Genomic DNA, 17,930 nt, shown 5'->3' with positions numbered 1-17,930 from the left:
CCGACAGGGGAGGGCGCCGGCCCACCCAGGATACGATGCGGGGCGCGATGATGTACGAATGCAAACGCAACTGGCTGCTGGCCGGATCTCTGCCGCTGGCGTTGGTTCTGCTGCCGCTGCCTGCGATGGCAGAAGAGGACGCTGCTATCGAAGAAGGGGAGCGGCGGGACGCGATCACTGTCACCGGGGTGCGGCAGGCCTATCGCGGGAACTTCGCGGTATCCGAGATCCCGCAGGCGATTGCCGAGATATCTGCCGAAACGCTCGAACAGAACGGTATTCAGCGCCTGACCGATGCGCTCGATCTCAATGCCTCGGTGGTCCGCCAGAATACGCTGGGCGGGCTTTGGGATTCCTTTGCGATCCGGGGTTTTGCCGGTGACGAGAATATGCCCAGTGGCTATCTGGTCAACGGCTTCAATGGCGGACGCGGGTTCGGAGGGCAGCGCGATACGGCGGGGATCGAGCGGGTGGACGTGCTCAAAGGCCCTGCCGCTGCGCTGATCGGTCGCGGTGAGCCGGGCGGCACCATCAACCTTGTGACCAAACAGGCGCAGCTGGGGCGCAGCTTCGGTTCCGCTGCCGTGCAGTACGGCAGCTGGAACCGGGTGCGTGGCGAGGCCGATGTCAATCTTGCGTTGAGCCGCGGGCTGACCGTGCGCCTGATCGGATATGCCGAGGATGGGGATACTTTCCGCGATCAGGTCCATCAGTCGCGCTGGGGATTCCTGCCTTCCGTCGGTCTGGCGCTCGGCCCCGATACGCGCCTGACCTACGATCTGGAGAAGACCCGCGTCGCGGTGCCCTTCGATCGCGGTATCGTCGTGCTGGATGGAAACTTCGACACCGTGCCGCGCTCCCGCTTCCTCGGCGAGCCGGGAGACGGCGATACCGTGGCGCGCGCCACAGGGCACCAGTTGCGTCTGGATCATGCCTTCAACGCGCGCTGGAGCCTGCTGGTTGGCGGCAGCTTGCGCGATACGCTGCTTACCGGGTTCTCGTCCGATGCCGAGACCGTCGCCTCGCGCCAGTCGCTTTACGTCGACGGCCGCTCGCTGTCGCGCCAGCGCCGTTCGCGTCGCTACGATGCCAGCCACAAGGTGCTCCGCGCCGAACTGGCCGGCGCGTTCGACACCGGGGCCTTGCGGCACCGGATGCTGATCGGCGCCGACTATGATGCCTTTACCTACGATCAGGTGTTCACCCGCTATCGCCCCCCCACGCTGGCCTCGAACCCAAGCGCGCAGCAGGGCAATGTGATCGACATCCTCGATCCGGTCTATGGTCGTTTCTCGCTGCCGCAAACCAGTGTCATGACCGACCGGGTGGATCGCCAGCATGCGGTCGGCGCCTATGTGCAGGACCAGATCGAGATCGGCGAGCGGCTGCAGGTGCGCTTCGGTGGCCGGTACGACCGCCTGACGCTGGAAACCGACAATCGCCTGAGCGGCGTGGACAGCCGCCGCGTGCGCAGCCGCTTCAGCCCGCAGGCGGGCGTGGTCTACAAGCTGGACCGCGCGATTTCGCTGTATGCAGCCTATGGGCAGGGCTTTCGTGCCAATGTCGGCACCGATGTGAATGGCGCGATCTTCGCCCCCGAAACCAGTGAATCGATCGAGGGCGGTGCAAAGCTGACGATGCTGGGCGGGGCGCTCACCGGCACGCTGTCGGTCTTCCAGTTGACGAAGTCCAACGTGCTGGCCACCGATCCCAATGCGCCGGGATATTCGCTGGCCATCGGCAAGGCGCGCAGCAGGGGGCAGAGTTCGATCTCAACGGTCGGCTTCCGGGCGCATCGACCTTCTGATAAGCTACGCCTATGTCGATGCGCAGGCGCGTTCGAGCATGCTCGATCCCAACTTTTCCTTCCAGATCCGGCCCGGCGATCCGCTCGTCAATATTCCCCGGCACAACCTCAATATTCAGGCCGTCAAGACGATCGCGATCGGTTCGCGCGAGGTGCAGGTGGGCGCGGGGATGCAATATCTGGGCAGGCGTTCGGGCGAGACGGGCAGCGACTTCATGCTGCCCGCGCACACCCTGTTCCGCCTGTTCGGCAAAGTGGACCTGATGGAGCATCTCGAACTCTTCGGGTCCGTCACCAACCTGTTCGACACGCACTGGTATGCCAACAGCTACTCGCCGCTCTGGGTGCAGCCGGGTGCTCCGCGCACCGGCACCATCGGTTTGCGTGCCCGGTTCTGAGGTTCCGATGCGAGACCGTATCATGCTGAAATCGCTTTCCGCCCTTGTCTTCCCCTTGCTGTTCGCGACGAGCGCTTCGGCGGCCACCTTGCCGCCCGATGTCCTGCCGCCTCCATTGCCGTGGGCCGGCGCCAGCGAGGCCCTGATCGTTCCTTCGTCCGATCCGTGGATCACCCCTGCCGAAGCATCGGCATTCCGCACCACGCCGGGGTACGATGAGATGCGGGGCTGGCTGGAGCGACTGGCCGGCGCGTCTTCGCTCATCACTCTCGAAACCTTCGGCAAAAGCGGCGAAGGGCGCGATCTGCTGATGGTCCGCGCCAGCAAGGGTGCGAGTGGTAACAAGCCGGTCTTGCTGGTGCAGGCGGGCATCCATTCCGGCGAGATCGACGGCAAGGACGCCGGGCTGATGCTACTGCGTGATATCGCGCTTCGCGGCAAGGACAGTCTGCTCGACAAGGTCGATCTCGTCTTCGTGCCGGTTCTCAACGTCGATGGGCATGCGCGCGCGAGTGCCTGGAATTTCCTGCATGTCCGTGGTCCCGAGGCCAAGGGCACCGAGGGAAATGCCCGCGATATCAATCTGAACCGGGACTATGCCAAGCTCGATACGCCTGAGGTTCGCGGGATGGTGGCGCTGCTGCAGCGGCTCGATCCGGTGCTCTATATCGATTGCCACGTCAGCGGCGGTTTCGATATGCAGTACGATGTGACCTATACGTATGCGGGTTGGGACCGGTATGCGCGCCATCGCGCGACGGCGCTCTGGCTTGAGGAGCGTTTTGGGCCGGGCGTGAAGGCCGCGCTCAAGAAAGCGGGTCATCAGCCGATCCTGTATCCCAGCCCGATCGATACCCGCGCGCCGCAAAAGGGTATCCGCTACAGTCCCGAAGGGCCGCGGTATTCGACCGGATACGGGGATTTCATCGGGGTGCCGACCGTACTGGTCGAAAACCACATGCTCAAACCCTATCGCCAGCGCGTGCTCGGGACCTATGTGCTGCTGGAGGCGGCCCTGAAGCTGGCGGCGCAGGATGCCGGGCGGATCGCCGTGGCCAAGGCGACCGATCGTGCCAGTCGCCCGGCGGAACTGCTCACACGGTGGGCTCCGGCAAAAGAGCCGATCGGCTGGGTGGAAGCGTTCAAGGGCGTGGCGTTCGAGACCTATCTCTCGCCCGCCACAGGACGCATGGAACAGCGCTGGACCGGGCGGCCGGTCACGATGCGCATCCCGATCATCGGACAGAACCCGGTCGAGACTGTCCGCCTGCCCAGAGCCTGGCTGATCCCGGCGGCCCATGTCGAGGTGATCGGGAAGCTGCGGGCGCACGGCATCGTGCTGGAGACCTTGGAGGCACCGCGCAGGCAGATCGTGGACACGGTGCGGCTTCGCGATGTGAAGCTGGCAAAGGCGCATGACGGTCGCATTCCCGTGGAGGCGCGCTTCGAGCACGGCACGGGCCTTGCCGCGATCCCGGCAGGAACGATCCGGGTGTCATCGGATCAGCCGCTCGGCCTTCTGGCGGCAGCGCTGCTGGAGCCGGAAAGCCAGGACAGTTTCCTGGCCTGGGGGCTGTTCCCCGAAGTCCTCGCGTCCCCTGCGGGCACCGAGGATTTCGTGATGGCGCCGGTTCTGGAGCGCCTGCTGGCGACACAGGACCATGTGCGCACCGTCTTCGAACGCAAGCTGGCCGCCGAGCCTGCCTTTGCCGCCGACCCTGATGCGCGAATGTCATGGCTCGTCGAGCGGCTTTTGCCGCCGGACCCGTTCAGCGGGATCTACCCGGTTCAGCGGGAAATCTGACGGCAGAACATTTCTGGGCGCGTGCTCCCGATGGCAGACGGCATTTGATCTTCCGTCATTCGTTACCTGAAGAATTCGGCCGCTTTGCGCTCTCGCGTCGCGCGATAGCGGTCTCCAGCGAGACCGCATAGGCCGAGTTCCACAGGCTTTCCTGCATCTGCCCGACGCTTGCGGCCATTGCGGCATTGCGGAACACCAGTTCGACATTGCGCGAATTGTCGAGGTATCCGCCCTCCCAGTTGCTGGTGCCGATCCAGGCGACCTTGCCGTCGATCGTCATCGTCTTGGTATGGACGACCCGCGCGTAGGGGATCGGGCCGGAGGAGGCTTCGGGGATCGTTGCGACGCGGATTTCGACATTGGGCACGGCGGCCAGACTGCGCAGCCATGGCGTCTTGAGCGGGGTCAGGTCCCAGTCGGCGACCAGCAGTTTCACGGTCACGCCGCGCGCGGCGGCCTCGCGGATCGCATTGTCGATCACGCCGTAATAGCGGTGCTGCTGATCGAGCGGGGCATATTCCATCACGGTGATGCGCACATCGTGTTCGGCCTGCGCAAGGAGCTTGACCAGTTCCGCCTGCGAATCTCCGACGCCGGCGGGATTGAAGGCGTTGGGGCTGGCAACGAGGGTCGCCGGGCCACTGTCATCCGCCATGACCTCGGCGGTATTGGTGGGGGCGACATGGCTGCCCGCCGCCAGCGTGGCCTGCGCCGCCCAGTCGTGCGCGAAGATCGCCGCCAGTTGGCCCACGGCATGCGGATCTTCGATCTTGACGCCGGTTTCGTCGATATGTTCGAGCGAGCGCCAGTCGAAGTTCTGGCTGCCGACATAAGCGCTCTTGCCGTCGATCACGAAGAACTTGGCATGGATGATGCCGCTGCCGCCCAACTGCGCGAACGTGAGTATCCGCAGTTCGAGGCCGGGGATCGCGCGGAGCCGTTCCATTGTCGGCGCGTCGGAAATCTTCACGCCCTGCGCTTCCATCAGGAAGCGGATCTTCACACCGCGTTTGGCAGCCGCTTCCATGCAGCCGATGACCTTGTCGAGCTGGCTGCCGGGCTTGTTCGCGACATAGAACTGTTCGAAGTCGGCACTCTTGCGCGCAGTGTTGAGCATAGCGCACCAGACCGCACCGGCCTGAGGCAGGTCGGGCGTCGTCAATGTCGTTTCGAGCGGTGCATTGTGGACGATCTGATATCCCGCGGCGGGGCTTGTTGCCGGAACTGCCGTCTGGGCAGCGAACAGGGCCATCAACGCGATCATTTCGTTCATCTCCGAGGGCTTGCGTGCGACTGGACGTATCTCGCGCGGAGATATCCGCTCAATTGCAGGGAATCAACGTAATGTTGTAACATCCCGTATAAGGGGCCGGGCTGCCTAGCACAGGGTGGCGAGCACGTCGCCGCGGATCGTGAAGCACAGGCATCTGCCCATCTTTGCCACCACCAGATTCTCGTTGGATCGGTCGATCAGGTCGTGGTCGAGGTTGACGGCCCCGAACTCGTTGATGATCACCAGCGCACGGCTCATGTCGGCGGAGTGGACGACGTGATTGAAAAGCGTCGTCTTGCCGCTGCCCAGAAACTGGTCGAGTACCATAACCAGGATCAGCGACTGCGGGCCGGTGAGGAACTGGCTCATGAAGGCTGCCCGTCGAAAAGCGGGGCCAGCACTAGAAGCAGGCGCTTCTCGTCGATGCCGGCGCTGTCGCCTCGATACAGTCGGTCACCGATCCGCACAGCGTGGAGATCGAGCGCGCGGTCATGGCATCGGTGTGGAACTTGCGGCCGGCGTCGGTCTCGACTACTTCAAGGCGCAGTTTCAGGCGAGCGCAGCCCACGATCCGCGCAAAGTTTCGGGCTAGCGCGACGGTCTTGCCGTCTGGACGGGACGTATCCTCGCCCAGCGGACAGCCCGCCTCGATCAGTCCTTCGGCCACTTCGGGCTTAAGACCGGCAACGGCCACCGGAAAATCGAGATCGTCGATCGTGTCGAAAGACAGGCCATAAAGCCAGTCGAGATGCACCGGACGGGGGCGTGCAGGCTGCGCCATTCCTCGAGTGTGAAAGTATCGGCCGGCAGCAGGCAGGCATAGCGATCCAGATCGACTGCAAGCCCGATAATATGGGCGTCACCAGAGCGACATTCTTCTTCCATTCCGGGCAAGGTGATCGTGACGTCTTTAGGAAGCCACAGGCCGTTGATCAGAGACCACCGGAATAGCCGCCAACGGCACCGGCTCCCACGATCAGAATGCGCAACGCTCTTCTCCTTCAAACACGGAGCCGGGGTCAGGCCGGCTGCAGCTTGGTCGTCCGGGCCTGCTTCAGGGTCAGGAGAAGCACTCCGGCGGCGATGACGCCCATGGTGCCCGCGGCCAGGAACGCGGGCATATAGGAGCCGCTGTGCTCGCGGATCACCCCGGCACCGAAGGCTGCGGAAGCGGCGCCGAGCTGATGGCCGGTCTGTATCCAGCCAAAGACGATCGGCGCCTCGGCCTCGCCGAAAGCCTCGTTCGCCAGCTTCACCGTCGGTGGTACGGTGGCGATCCAATCGAGCCCGTAGAAAACTGCAAAAACACCCAGGCTGAGGGTGTCGAAGCTCAGGAAGGGCAGAGCCATCAGCGATAGTCCGCGCAGGCCGTAATAGACGATCAGCAGCACACGCGGATTGTAGCGGTCGGTCAGCCAACCCGACGCGGTGGTGCCGAACAGGTCGAAGAAGCCCATCGTCGAGAGCAGGCCTGCCGCTGCCACGGGGGCGATGCCATGGTCTCCGCAAAAGGCGATCATATGGGTGCCGACAAGGCCGTTGGTCGTCAGGCCGCAGACGAAGAAGGTCCCGAACAGTAGCCAGAAGACGGGACGTTTTGCGGCACGGAGCAGCACGCTGATCGCAAGTCCAGCCGTGCGCGCCTGCTTCGTCGGTGCCGCAGGAGCACTGTCGGCGCTCTCCCCGAACCGGCGAGTGCCGATGTCGCCGGGATGCTCGGGCACCACCAGCCAGACGATGGGTACAAGGATCAGGCAGGCCAGGCTCACGGCCATGACAACCGGCCGCCATGCCCCTGGCTGGACAGCCACGCCAGAAAGGGCAGGAAGATCAGCGATCCCGTTGCCGTGCTGGCGCTGAGCAGACCCATGATAAGCCCCTGCCGGGTGGCAAACCAGCGATTGACGACGGCCGCGCCGAGCACGGATGCAACCGCGCCGCTGCCAATGCCGGAGACCACGCCCCAGCTCAGCACATATTGCCATGGCAGTTGCATCCACAGGCTGGCGAAGGTCGATACGGCCATGAGCATCAGGCCGGCTAGAATCGTGCGGCGGATGCCGAATGACATCATCAGTGCCGCCGCGAACGGGCCGACGAGGCCATAGAGGAATATGCCGACCGCAGCCGCGAACGAGATCGTCGCCCGGTCCCATCCGAAGTCGAGTTGCAACGGCATCATCAGGACGCCGGGTGTGGCGCGCAGCCCCGCCGACACCAGCAGCGCCAGGAAGGTGACAGCGACGATCAGGGCGATGTGAACGCGTGGCGAGACAAGGCTGGTCCGGTGCAATATGCGGCTCACTGCATAGCCTCCTGCGAAATCGTCACCAGCTCATGGAGAGCGGCCTCCGTTGTGGCCCAGCGATCGAGGCCGAACCTTTCGATCAGCCGCCGCTGGGCGGCCTGCCATGCATCGGTGGAGTTTGCGACCGCGTCATGGCCCTTGTGGGTTAGGCGCACGGTCTTGGCACGGCCATGACCGTCCTCGAGCGCAACCCAGCCATCCCGCTCGAGGGGCCTGAGTGCGCGGTAGAGCGTGGTGCGGTCCATCACGAGAATATGGGACAGGTCCATCAGCGGCAGCGGTTCGTGCCAGGCGATATTGCGAAGCACAGCATACTGGGCCAGCGAGAGCCCGGTATCCTCCATGACCTCGTCATAGAAACGGGTAACCGCGCGCGATGCCTTGCGAAGGGCGTTGCAGGCGCAGTTTAACTGATCGATGGCGGGCGAATCATGATGCATATGCATCATGTGCTATTCTGGACGCCTCGTCGTCAAGCGTGATTGCGCTGCAATTATCCCTGCATGGCCGCTTTCGCGACGAGTTGTGGGCTACGAAGCGGCAACCTCTGACTGAAATCGCGGTATCTCCCGAACGCACAGCCGAATTAAGTCTGCGCAGGCCGATCCCTGAAAGAGAGTTCTTTTTTCTGAATACTTGCGAACGGTGGCGAGCAGATCTGAACCTCGGCAATCAACGGTTCGAATCCCGTACTCTGTCGCCTTTGGTTTAATACGCTCAGCGAAAGCAGGGCTTTATGCAAACGCCTTTGTCGATCCCACGCTCAGTCCCACAGCGTGTTTTTAGCGGAATCCGTAATCCATTGAAAATGTTCAATAAAATATCTTGCGCCAGAATCGATAAGATTCTGATTTCAAAGGATTTTTTGAAAAATGGCGGAGCGGGAGGAAACTTTCAATTACCGTAACCATATGAATAAGAACGAGAAAAATATTTCTGCATTCTCCAGTCCCACGCTCAGTCCCACACAATTTCCGGACGTTCGCGGTCGGATTTGGGGCTTGCCCGAATGTCGGCTTACGGGTCTGACAATGTGATTTCGAACGCAGAGTGGGAGCGACTGTATCGTCAGTTGGCGCTAATAGAGCTGCCGTTCCCAGCCCAGAGAGCGCCCGCCTAAACTTGCCATGCAATCATGTTCTCGTCGAGCATCGCGATTGACAAGAAGTAGGGCAAAGTCGCTCAAGAAGATGATAGTGAAGGCCGGATTCCAGTCGATGGGGCATTTACAAATTTCGACGATTAATACTGTATGAAGTACAATGAAATTATATTTACTTTTATGAGTGCAAAAATCATCATTTCAAATGAAGGTATATTTTTGCGTTAAAAGATATTGCGGAGGTGGCAAAAGTATAATTTTTTCTTAATATAAATTCAGCGAGGAATTTTACATCCTCGCTGAATTTCTTGTTTAGAACTTATATTCCAGGTAGACGCCCAGCGTTCGGTAGGCTGCCGGGGTCGTGTAGTGCAGAAGGCCCAGTGTTCCGTACACCTGGTATCCGGTCGAGAAGTACTTGTTGAAGAGGTTGCGGGCATAGATGCCCATCTCGACTGAGCCGTCGATCTTGCCGATGCTGGCGCGTGCGTTGACCAGGCCGTAGGACGGAACATACGAATAGCTGGCGTTCGGGGTCGTCGTTCCATCGGCATTCTGCCGTGCAGGTGCAGTCCAGTCACCCAGCAGGGCACCGGTTACGGTCTGCGTGCTGCTGCGATAGGCATAGTCGACATGCGCCTTCACCTTCAAGCTGGATGAGATGTCGCGATCGTAATCGGCATTGATCGTGAACATCCAGTGCGGCGCGTTGGTAAGCTGCGTGCCGGTATAGTTCGCCGTCGGGCTGGCGACGTAATTGGTGAAAACCGCATTGGTATAAGTCACGGCGCCGCCCAGCAGCAGGTCTCGTGTCGGCTTTACCGCCAGCGAGGTTTCGAACCCGCGTGAACGCAGGCCGGGCGCGTTACCGATCGCCGATGCATTGGTGTAAGTGCCATCGCCGCTGATCACCGGTGTCAGGATCGTCGCCTGGAAATCCTTGTACTTCGATGAATAGACATCGAAGTTGAAGCGCACCCTGTGATTCAGGAATTCCGACTTGACGCCGGCTTCCCAGCTTTTGACGGTTTCCGCGCCATATGGGTCGTATTTATTGCCGACGAAGGCAATGCCGCCCGGCTTGTAGCCCGTGGAATAGGTAGCATAGGCCATGATATCGGGCGTGATCGCCCACTGCGGAGCGATGCGATAGGTGAAGTGACCCGCGCGCATTCCGCCATGACGGAAATCCGCAGGGGGTGCCGTGCCGCTGGCAATGAAGCTGGGTTCATAGCCGGTCAGCGCCAGAGGATCGGTATCGAAATAGCTCATCGTCTGGCCGTTCCAGTCGTAATTGTACCGGGCGCCGAGCGTGAGCTTGAGCTGCGGGCTGAAGTTCAGGTTGGTCTGGCCGAACAGTGCTGCCGTTTCGTTATAGGACTGCATCCGCCGAGTGTTGCCGATCATCGCACCGGTCGTGGGGTCGTTGGCAACCGAGTTGGCATAAAGCGTGGGTATGCCTACGCCGTCCTCGTCATAGACCGGTCCAGCACCCAGGGGCCCCCATTGCACCTGATCCTGCCGGGCAGTGAGCCTGTTGTAGAAGGCGCCGATCAGATATTCGAAGAAGTGCCCGGTCGGCGATGCGATGTGCACTTCCTCGCTGAACTTCTTGGAATATAGATAGCCGATGTTGAACGGCAGGTAGGCGTTCACGTTGTCAGGCAGCAGATCTGCGGGCGTATCGTTGATATAGGTGGCCTCGCGATAGGCCGTGATCGACGTTAGCGTAACACTGCCCAGATCATAGCTTACATGGAGCGATCCGCCCTTGTTGACCGAAATGATGCGACCGAAATGGTTGTCCGCCGAATTGACGTTATCGGTTCCGCTTTTTACGCCCAGTTCCGCCATCTCGGCCAGGATCGCGTCCGATGCAGAAAAGGACGTGCCTGCCGGGCCGCCCACATAAGTGCGCACCGACGTGTCGTAATGATGGGTGTACTCGCCAGCCAGCACGATCTGCAGGTTGTCCGTCGTTTGATACAGCAACTTGCCGCGCACACCGTATTCGTGGACGAGCCCCAGACTCTTGTCGAGCTGCGTGTACTTGCCAAAGCCGTCCTGGCCGATTTCGAAACCCGATACACGTAGCGCGGCATTCTGGCCGATCGGCACATTGACCGTACCGTTGAGGTTGTGGTCGTTGCGCTCGCCATAGCTGCCGTAGAAATTGCCGGAGTATGTGCCAAGTTCCGGCATGTTCGTCGTGATCGAGATCACGCCCGAGGTGGAGTTCTTGCCAAACAGCGTCCCCTGCGGCCCCATCAGCACGTCCACGCGCGCCACATCGGTCAGGCCGATCAGGCCGTTGTCGCGCTGGTTGTCCATCACGACGTCATCGACCACCACGTTGACCGACTTTTCGTTCGACATGTCGAAAGAGGTGCTTCCCACGCCGCGGATCTGGAAGGCAGCGCCCTGGGTCGGATCGTAGGTGACGCCGGGAACCACGTATTGCAGATCGGTCAATTCGTAGAGGCCGGTCTTCTCCAACTGATCGCCCGTAATCGAGGTGATCGAAATGGGCACCGACTGCGCGTTTTCTTCCCGGCGCTGCGCGGTAACGACAATGTCGGTGATACCCGCGCTATCCGTTCCGGAATTTTGCGCTGCGGGCTGCGGAGAGGTGGCCTGAGCAGACGCTTGTTCAGTTAACGTGCCTGCAAGGAACGTGAGTGCAACCCCGCTCAATAGGCGTGCCGAAGTCTTCATAATCGCAAAAATCCCCTGAATCAGCGAGTGTTGCAGCTGATGTTGGGGCGTCACTAGGTTGCGATAGTGACAGCTAAATTACACTTGTTCAGTTATGGTTTATGGCAATAAATTCGCTTTTCGCTCGTCCGGCCGTCGGGTTCTGCCTTTAGGATAAGGGGATACCTCGCATCAGGGATGCGGCCTGATCCCTGCTTCCAGCGTACGAAATGCGCTGCGGTAAGACGCGCGTTCAGGGATCTGGCGCGCCATGGCCACCATGCGCATTCCGTAGACGGCCAGTGCGATGACTTGCCCGGCCGCTCGATCGAAGCCTGCCCCGGATTGGAAGCCAAGGCCGGGAAGATCGCTTGCGCGGATACGATCGCCGCGCCGTCTGCGCATTTCGAGAGCATGCGACAGCAGGCTGGGTTCGCGCAGGCTGGCCAATGCAAGCATCGAGGTCGCCTTGGTCACATTGCGCGTCTCTGCATCTTCCTTCGGCGCCGTATAGGCCTCGCCGACACGTTCCAGCATGCCATGGAAGCGCAGGATCACGGCATTGAGACCTGCCATGACGAGTGCCGGTTGCGTGCCGAAATGATAGACGACCGTCGAGGCTGGCACCTGTGCTGCCAGGGCAACCGATCGGTGCGTGACCGCTTCCATGCCCTCGTGGACGAGAATTTGCGCCGTGCCTTCCGCGATCTTGCGGCGCTTGGGATCATCGCCAGGTGATGCGGGCAACACGGCAGGTTCAAGCGCTGCAATCAATCGCTCGATGGTGCCGCAATCACCGCCATCCGGCATGAAGATTCCGGCTGCAAGGCGTTGGAGGCAAAGGATGCGCAGCAGGCTGTAGCCGGCATCCTGCTCGTTTCCGAGCGCGAAAGTCACCTCATCAACCATGTACCCCAGCGCAAGTTCGGCGTGATCCGCCACGCCGAAGATCAGCGTCGACCAGAACGCCCCCGCAGCCTCGATCCAGCGCTCCAGAGCGGGCGAAGAGACTGGGCGCAGCGCGTGTTCGTGAATCAGTTCGATCAGGAACATCGGCTGCGCTCGCGATGGGCCGATCCAGTCCCGAAAGGCAAGATCACTCAAGGCCGCACGGGCAGCACTGTCCGAAGGCGCAGTCCTTGCGTACAAGGCCAGCCAGCGATCGAAGAAGTGCGTCTCTCGCTGTAACGCCCCCTCTATCAGGTGCTCGATTACCTGTTCTTTCGTTCCCAGCCGTGTGGAAATGGCCGTTACACTCACGCCCACCTGCGCGGCCAGCGGGCGCAGGGTCAGTCCCGGCAGCCCACGGCGATAGATGATATCCAGCCCCGCCTCGACGATCGCATGACTATCAGGCCTGACATCGCTGGCAATTGGCGAGGCAGGGGCGTCATGTGCTGGATGGTCTGATCGGGTCACGCTGGCAGCGTTACCTCAGCGCAGGTATGTCGTCACGACTGTTCGACGATCAGGATCATCCTCCGCTGGCCAGCCTGCTCGAAACACATTCCGCCGGTTTGCGGACCGGGTTGCAGCGAACCATGGCCTTGCCCGGCAGGCTCACCGTATATGCCCCGGAAAAGCGCGGATCGGCCCATATATAGTCGGTGGAGACGTATTGCGCGCCGCTGGCGAATGCAGCTTCGCGGCGTCTGGTATCATTGATCCGGGCTTCGAACGTGTCGGCGTCGGCGCGCGTGCGCACGATGAAGCCAGCCTTGACGTCCCGTGCAATCCTAGCGCCTTCCGCAATCGGATCGTTGATCGTGAGGTAGGCCGCTGCCGGAGAATTTTCGTCCGTATTGACGAAGAAGACCCGTCCTTCGAGCGATTTGCGCTTGCCGCGATAAATAGCGACCTTCTTCTCATGCTCGTCGAGCGCGAAGAAGATTTTGCCGCGCGCGGCGGCCAGCGTTGGCCAATTACCGGCCAGCACGGCATCACGAAGCGTCGGATAGCGGCCCTGCACATCGTCGGGCTCGATCAGCATCTCGCGCGGGATCACCGAGCGGATTTCCGCATCGAGCGCGTCGAACGCCTGTTCGGTGAACATCATCGCCGCTTTGCCGTGGGCCGGGTCAGCCGTTTCCTTGGCATTGAACATCAGCATGATCGGGACATGATGCGGATGCGCGCGCGACCAGTCGCGGATTTCCCCAAGGCATGTGACAAGCCGCTCGCAACTGCTCGCCGCGTCGCTGAAGGCCATGTGCAGTACCTTGAAGCCCGGCTTCAGCAGTTCAGGATCGGATTTGTCTTTCGCATAGTAGCCGCCATCGGGATCATAGTTCACATCGATTTCGAGCTGCCGCACGCCGTGATCAAGCTGCTCGCGCAATGAGCGATGGCTATAATCGAGCCTCAGTGCCAGTTGCGGGTCCGCGGCCGCAACCTCCGTGCGCACGGCCTCGCTCATCGGCTGCTTGTAGCTGTTATGCGTGCCGACAGTCTGGGTGTCGTTCATGTGCAAAGGGGCGGGCGCAGTCGCCAGCGCGGGGAGCGCCGTCCCGCCCAGGACAACAAAGGGCAGGCTCAAGGCGAGAAGTCCGCAGCGTCGGGTAAAGGAAACCATTGTCGGAAAACCCCAAAAAGGCATTCCGTGGCAGGCCTTTATGACATTTCTGCTGACGGTTGAACAGAAGGGCTGGCTATGGGAAGAGTTTCTCAACGAGGAGTTGTTAGCCAGCCTCGCCGATGCCCGCACAAACATGTCGAACATTCTAGCCGAACGAAACCATCCCGCTCGGCGCGCTTGAGCAGAGGCTGTCGGTATCTATTTAACCTCTGGCCTCTCGCTGTGATCGAGAGATGATCGGGGAAGGTTATGGTTCGTCGACGACGTGCTCGAGCATGAACGTGGAAGTTAGGATCCGACATCGACACCGATACCGCGCTTGCCAATGTACATCCATACCCACCCGGGTCACTTCTCAGTGGCAATCAACACCGGTGATCCACTGCTGGAAATCGTGCCGTCCGACGGCTCGTTGATGATCGAGGCCACCGTCAAGCCCGAGGACATCGCGTTCGTGCGGATCGGCCAGCGGGCGCTCGTGAAGATCACAGCCTACGACTATGCCGTCTACGGTGGTCTTGAAGGAGAGGTTGTCGGCATATCTCCCGATGCAACCGTCAACGAGAGGACCGGGGAATCCCGGTATACCGTGCGGGTGCGTGCAGATGGACGCGGCCTTCGCTCGCCACAGGGGACGCCGCTGGCTATTGGTCCGGGCATGGTCGCTGACGTCAATCTGATCGGAGATAGACGATCGGTCATGCGTTATCTGCTGACGCCGTTCACGCGCCTTGGCGATGAGGCTTTTCGCGAACGTTGAGACGCCTGGCTTCGGCTTCGTGCTTGAGGGAAGGGAGCAAGATAAACACGATAGTTGGAAGTGAGCTACCTCTAATAACTTGCTTGGGGCGGGGTTGTTATTTAAACAATTATATATATTCAAATATTGATGTATGACATCAAAGTGTAATAAATAATTCTCTGAACTTTCATAAAAAAGTTCTGTCCCCGATCGGGTCGCGATCGTCTCTCCCCTCGCGATAGGACGGCCAGCGTGATCTGCGCCGTCCGGTTCGCAAACAGGATCGGGGACTTTTTCACAATGTTGACCAAGCGCAGCCTCTGGCTGATTTCGACCGCGCTCGCGATGGGGCGCAGCCCGCCTTCGCTCAAGACAATTCAGGTGAGGCATCGTCAGGCGCGGCCACTAACGCCACGCAGGCAGACAGCATCGCCACGACCGGCAACGATGGATCGGCTATCGTCGTCACCGGCTTTCGCAGCAGCCTGAAGCTGGCGCGCGACGTCAAGCGCAATGCCACGATCATTCAGGACTCGATCGTCGCCAGCGATATCGCCGCGTTTCCTTCGCTCAATCTGGCCGAAGCGCTCCAGCGCCTGCCGGGTATCGCGATCAACCGTGAAGCGGGCGAGGGGCGCCGCATCAGCTTGCGCGGGCTTGGTCCTGACTTCACTCGCGTGCAGTTGAATGGCATGGAAGTGCTGGGCAACGTCGACAGTCCGCAGGACAGTCGAGGGCAGGCCTCGCGCGATCGTGCCTTCGATTTCAACATCTTTGCCGCTGAGCTGTTCAACCGCGTGGATGTGAAGAAGTCGTACTCGGCGGACCAGTCCGAAGGTGGTCTTGCCGGCACGGTCGGGCTCTACACGGCGCGGCCGTTCGATTATGCGGGCACCAAGATTGCGCTGTCGGGCCAGCTTGGCACCAACAGCCTGACCAAGGATGCGCAGCCGCGCGTGACGGCGCTGTTCTCGAAGAACTGGGGCAATTTCGGGTTTCTGATCTCGGCAGCCTATAGCCATCGCAAGACCCGCGAAACGGGCGTGGACACGTACCGCTGGCGCACCAACAATGCCACGGGATCGGACATTTCCAGCCTGACGCAGGAAGAGCAGGACAAGATCAATTCCGGCACGCTGCTGTTCGCGCGCGGCAACCGTGAATCGGTGTGGGACAGCACGCAGGACCGCTTCGGCCTGACGTCCTCGGTACAGTGGAACCCGTCCGACAGCGTACACCTGACCCTTGATGGCCTGTACGGCACCTTCAAGAACGACCGTTTCGAGACGCACCTTGCCTCGCGCGGCGGTGGCGGCTCGACGTGGCTGGGCGGCGGCCAGACCTTTGCGGGGTGACCTATCCGAACTCCACCATCAACGCGATCCAGTGGAACGACAACAACGAGGTAACCTATCTCGACGTGTCAGGCGCGCAGACAGCCACCGAAACGCGTATCCAGCACACCAAGAATACCTTCAAGCAACTGGTGCTGAGCGGCGATGCCGACATCCTGCCGGGCCTGACCGCGACCTTCCTCGGCGGCATCGAGCGCTCCAGCTACGACATGCCGATGGACGACCACTTCTATCTGGAAGGATACGGCGACGTCGTTTCCGATTACACCGGCGGCACGTATTCGCTCGTCAATACCTACAAGTGGGATACCGGCAACCCGGCGAACTGGCATGCCCACGAGATCGATCTGAACGAGACCTATCAGGATACCGCGTTCGATAATATCCAGGGCTCGCTGAAGTACGACCTCTCGCCCGATGACCACCTGAGCGCTGGTGCGGAATGGCGCCGTTTCGAAAACTCGGGCTACAAACGCACGTACAACGATGCGCTGCTCAGCCAGTTCAAGGCGGGCACCGTAAGTTCCGACATTAGCGACTATGCGCAGACCTATACCGGCTATTCCGGTCAGGACTGGGTGATCGTCGATTACGACAAGGCGCTGAAGGATCTGGGCGTCGATCGCGAAAGCTACCTCGCCGGCACTGAAAACAGCATCTATGCAGTGGAAGAGCGTACGGCGGCAGGCTGGGTCCAGTATGACTGGAACCACCAACTGGGCGGCATCGGCTTCCGTGGCAATGTCGGCGGGCGCTACTACCACACCAGCATCGGCTCCACCGGTGTCGGCACGGTATCCGGTGCCGATACGGCGATCTCGGTTTCGTCCAGCTATTCGGGCTTCCTGCCTGCGGCGAACTTCATTTTTGAACTGACGCCGAACCTGCAGGTCCGCGCGGCGGCCGCCCGGAACATCAACCGTCCCTCGCTTTCGGCGTTGGCGGTGAATGGCACGGTTTCGGTAGGCGATAATAACGAGATTTCGGTCTCGGTTGGCAACCCGGACCTGAAACCCTACAAGTCTACCGATCTCGATCTTGCGGTCGAATACTACTTTGGCAAGGTGGGCTCGATCACCGGTGGTCTGTTCTACAAGACGCTGGATGGTTTCATCGCCACCAAGACCGTCAACAATGTGGCGTGGAGTGAGACCGGCCTGTCCACCTCGCTGCTCTCGGGCGTAACGGCGGACACTACCGTCACCAGCTTCTCGCGCCCGATCAATCTGGGCAAGACCGACCTGTGGGGCTTGGAATTTGCTGCGCAGAGCGATTTCACGTTCCTGCCGGCGCCGTTCGACCACTTCGGTGGTATCGTCAATTTCACCTATGTGGATTCGAAGTATGATTACTCGACCGTTTATACAGGCGGTGCGAACACCACGCTGGAGGGCTTGAGCCACATCAACGCCAACGCGACGCTGTATTATCAGGACGCGAAGTTCGATGCGCGCGTTTCGGCCAATTACCGTTCGAGCTACATCTACAGTGCCTCGCCGGTCACATCGACCCTCAACGGCAAGACTGTCTACGATCAGGATCTCTCGGGCTATGCTGGCACGGTCTATGTCGACATGTCGGCGCACTACAAGATCCTGCCGCATGTCACGCTTACGCTCGATGGCGTGAACCTGACCAATCAGGCAGAAAAGCAGTACTCGGACAGCAGCAAGCGCCTTTATGTCATCACGCGTAGTGGTCGCACCATCATGGGCGGTGTGCGCTTCGAGTTCTGATAACACACGCCTTGTCGCTTAATGCATCGGGGAAGGGGGGCGTCTTGCGCTCCCCTTTTCACGTATCCGACAACGCTGCCATCCGGAAGACCTATGACAGTCACGCAATCGTCACGAGGCATTGATAGCGCGCGCC

At 60.8% G+C, this 17,930-nt stretch carries 12 protein-coding genes and 2 pseudogenes; 5 read left to right on the top strand and 9 right to left on the bottom strand.

Going from position 1 to position 17,930, the window contains the following annotated elements:
- Positions 1–47: 47 nt before the first annotated feature.
- Positions 48–2,205 (top strand): annotated as a pseudogene (locus CI805_RS19005) (TonB-dependent siderophore receptor).
- Positions 2,206–2,227: 22 nt separating this feature from the next.
- Entirely contained in the window at positions 2,228–4,009 is a 1,782-nt protein-coding gene (locus CI805_RS19000) for a M14 family metallopeptidase (protein WP_260929721.1), read from the top strand.
- Between the two features lie 55 nt (positions 4,010–4,064).
- Here CI805_RS19000 and CI805_RS18995 read toward each other — a convergent pair whose 3' ends face one another.
- The 8 genes and pseudogenes from CI805_RS18995 to CI805_RS18960 form a co-directional block, all read right to left on the bottom strand.
- Positions 4,065–5,282 carry a phospholipase D-like domain-containing protein gene (locus CI805_RS18995; RefSeq protein WP_260928253.1) on the bottom strand — a complete coding sequence of 406 codons (1,218 nt, stop codon included), beginning with the start codon at positions 5,280–5,282 and terminating at the stop codon, positions 4,065–4,067.
- A gap of 105 nt (positions 5,283–5,387) precedes the next feature.
- Positions 5,388–5,651: a GTP-binding protein gene (locus CI805_RS18990; RefSeq protein WP_313958561.1), complete on the bottom strand. Its 264-nt coding sequence runs from the start codon at positions 5,649–5,651 to the stop codon at positions 5,388–5,390.
- Positions 5,652–5,682: 31 nt separating this feature from the next.
- Positions 5,683–6,063, bottom strand: a complete 381-nt coding sequence (locus tag CI805_RS18985; RefSeq protein WP_260928252.1) for a DUF1826 domain-containing protein — start codon at positions 6,061–6,063, stop codon at positions 5,683–5,685.
- 238 nt (positions 6,064–6,301) lie between these two features.
- Positions 6,302–7,461: pseudogene (locus CI805_RS18980) on the bottom strand (MFS transporter).
- 122 nt (positions 7,462–7,583) lie between these two features.
- Positions 7,584–8,030: a MarR family winged helix-turn-helix transcriptional regulator gene (locus CI805_RS18975; protein WP_260928251.1), complete on the bottom strand. Its 447-nt coding sequence runs from the start codon at positions 8,028–8,030 to the stop codon at positions 7,584–7,586.
- A 974-nt stretch (positions 8,031–9,004) separates the two neighbouring features.
- A complete protein-coding gene (locus tag CI805_RS18970) occupies positions 9,005–11,224 on the bottom strand; it encodes a TonB-dependent receptor (protein ID WP_260928250.1) in 2,220 nt (739 codons plus the stop codon).
- Between the two features lie 354 nt (positions 11,225–11,578).
- A complete protein-coding gene (locus CI805_RS18965; protein WP_260928249.1) occupies positions 11,579–12,805 on the bottom strand; it encodes a hypothetical protein in 1,227 nt (408 codons plus the stop codon).
- Between the two features lie 55 nt (positions 12,806–12,860).
- Complete coding sequence (locus tag CI805_RS18960; RefSeq protein ID WP_260928248.1) at positions 12,861–14,105, bottom strand: phosphatidylinositol-specific phospholipase C1-like protein; 1,245 nt, start codon at positions 14,103–14,105, stop codon at positions 12,861–12,863.
- A gap of 214 nt (positions 14,106–14,319) precedes the next feature.
- Between CI805_RS18960 and CI805_RS18955 the strand changes: the two genes are divergently transcribed.
- Entirely contained in the window at positions 14,320–14,721 is a 402-nt protein-coding gene (locus CI805_RS18955) for an HlyD family efflux transporter periplasmic adaptor subunit (RefSeq protein WP_260928247.1), read from the top strand.
- 349 nt (positions 14,722–15,070) lie between these two features.
- Here CI805_RS18955 and CI805_RS18950 read toward each other — a convergent pair whose 3' ends face one another.
- Positions 15,071–15,229, bottom strand: coding sequence for a hypothetical protein (locus CI805_RS18950; protein WP_260928246.1), 159 nt, complete (start codon positions 15,227–15,229; stop codon positions 15,071–15,073).
- Between CI805_RS18950 and CI805_RS18945 the strand changes: the two genes are divergently transcribed.
- On the top strand, positions 15,162–16,058 hold the full coding sequence (locus CI805_RS18945; protein WP_313958607.1) for a TonB-dependent receptor plug domain-containing protein: 897 nt from the start codon (positions 15,162–15,164) through the stop codon (positions 16,056–16,058). The genes CI805_RS18950 and CI805_RS18945 overlap by 68 nt on opposite strands.
- Positions 16,055–17,794 carry a TonB-dependent receptor gene (locus CI805_RS18940; RefSeq protein WP_260928245.1) on the top strand — a complete coding sequence of 580 codons (1,740 nt, stop codon included), beginning with the start codon at positions 16,055–16,057 and terminating at the stop codon, positions 17,792–17,794. Before CI805_RS18945 ends, CI805_RS18940 begins: the two co-directional genes overlap by 4 nt.
- Positions 17,795–17,930 lie beyond the last annotated feature (136 nt).

The sequence above is a fragment of the Novosphingobium sp. 9 genome, from assembly GCF_025340265.1.
GTDB lineage: Bacteria > Pseudomonadota > Alphaproteobacteria > Sphingomonadales > Sphingomonadaceae > Novosphingobium.
Note: the sequence above shows the minus strand (reverse complement) of the source record. Positions and strands in the feature narration are given on the sequence as shown.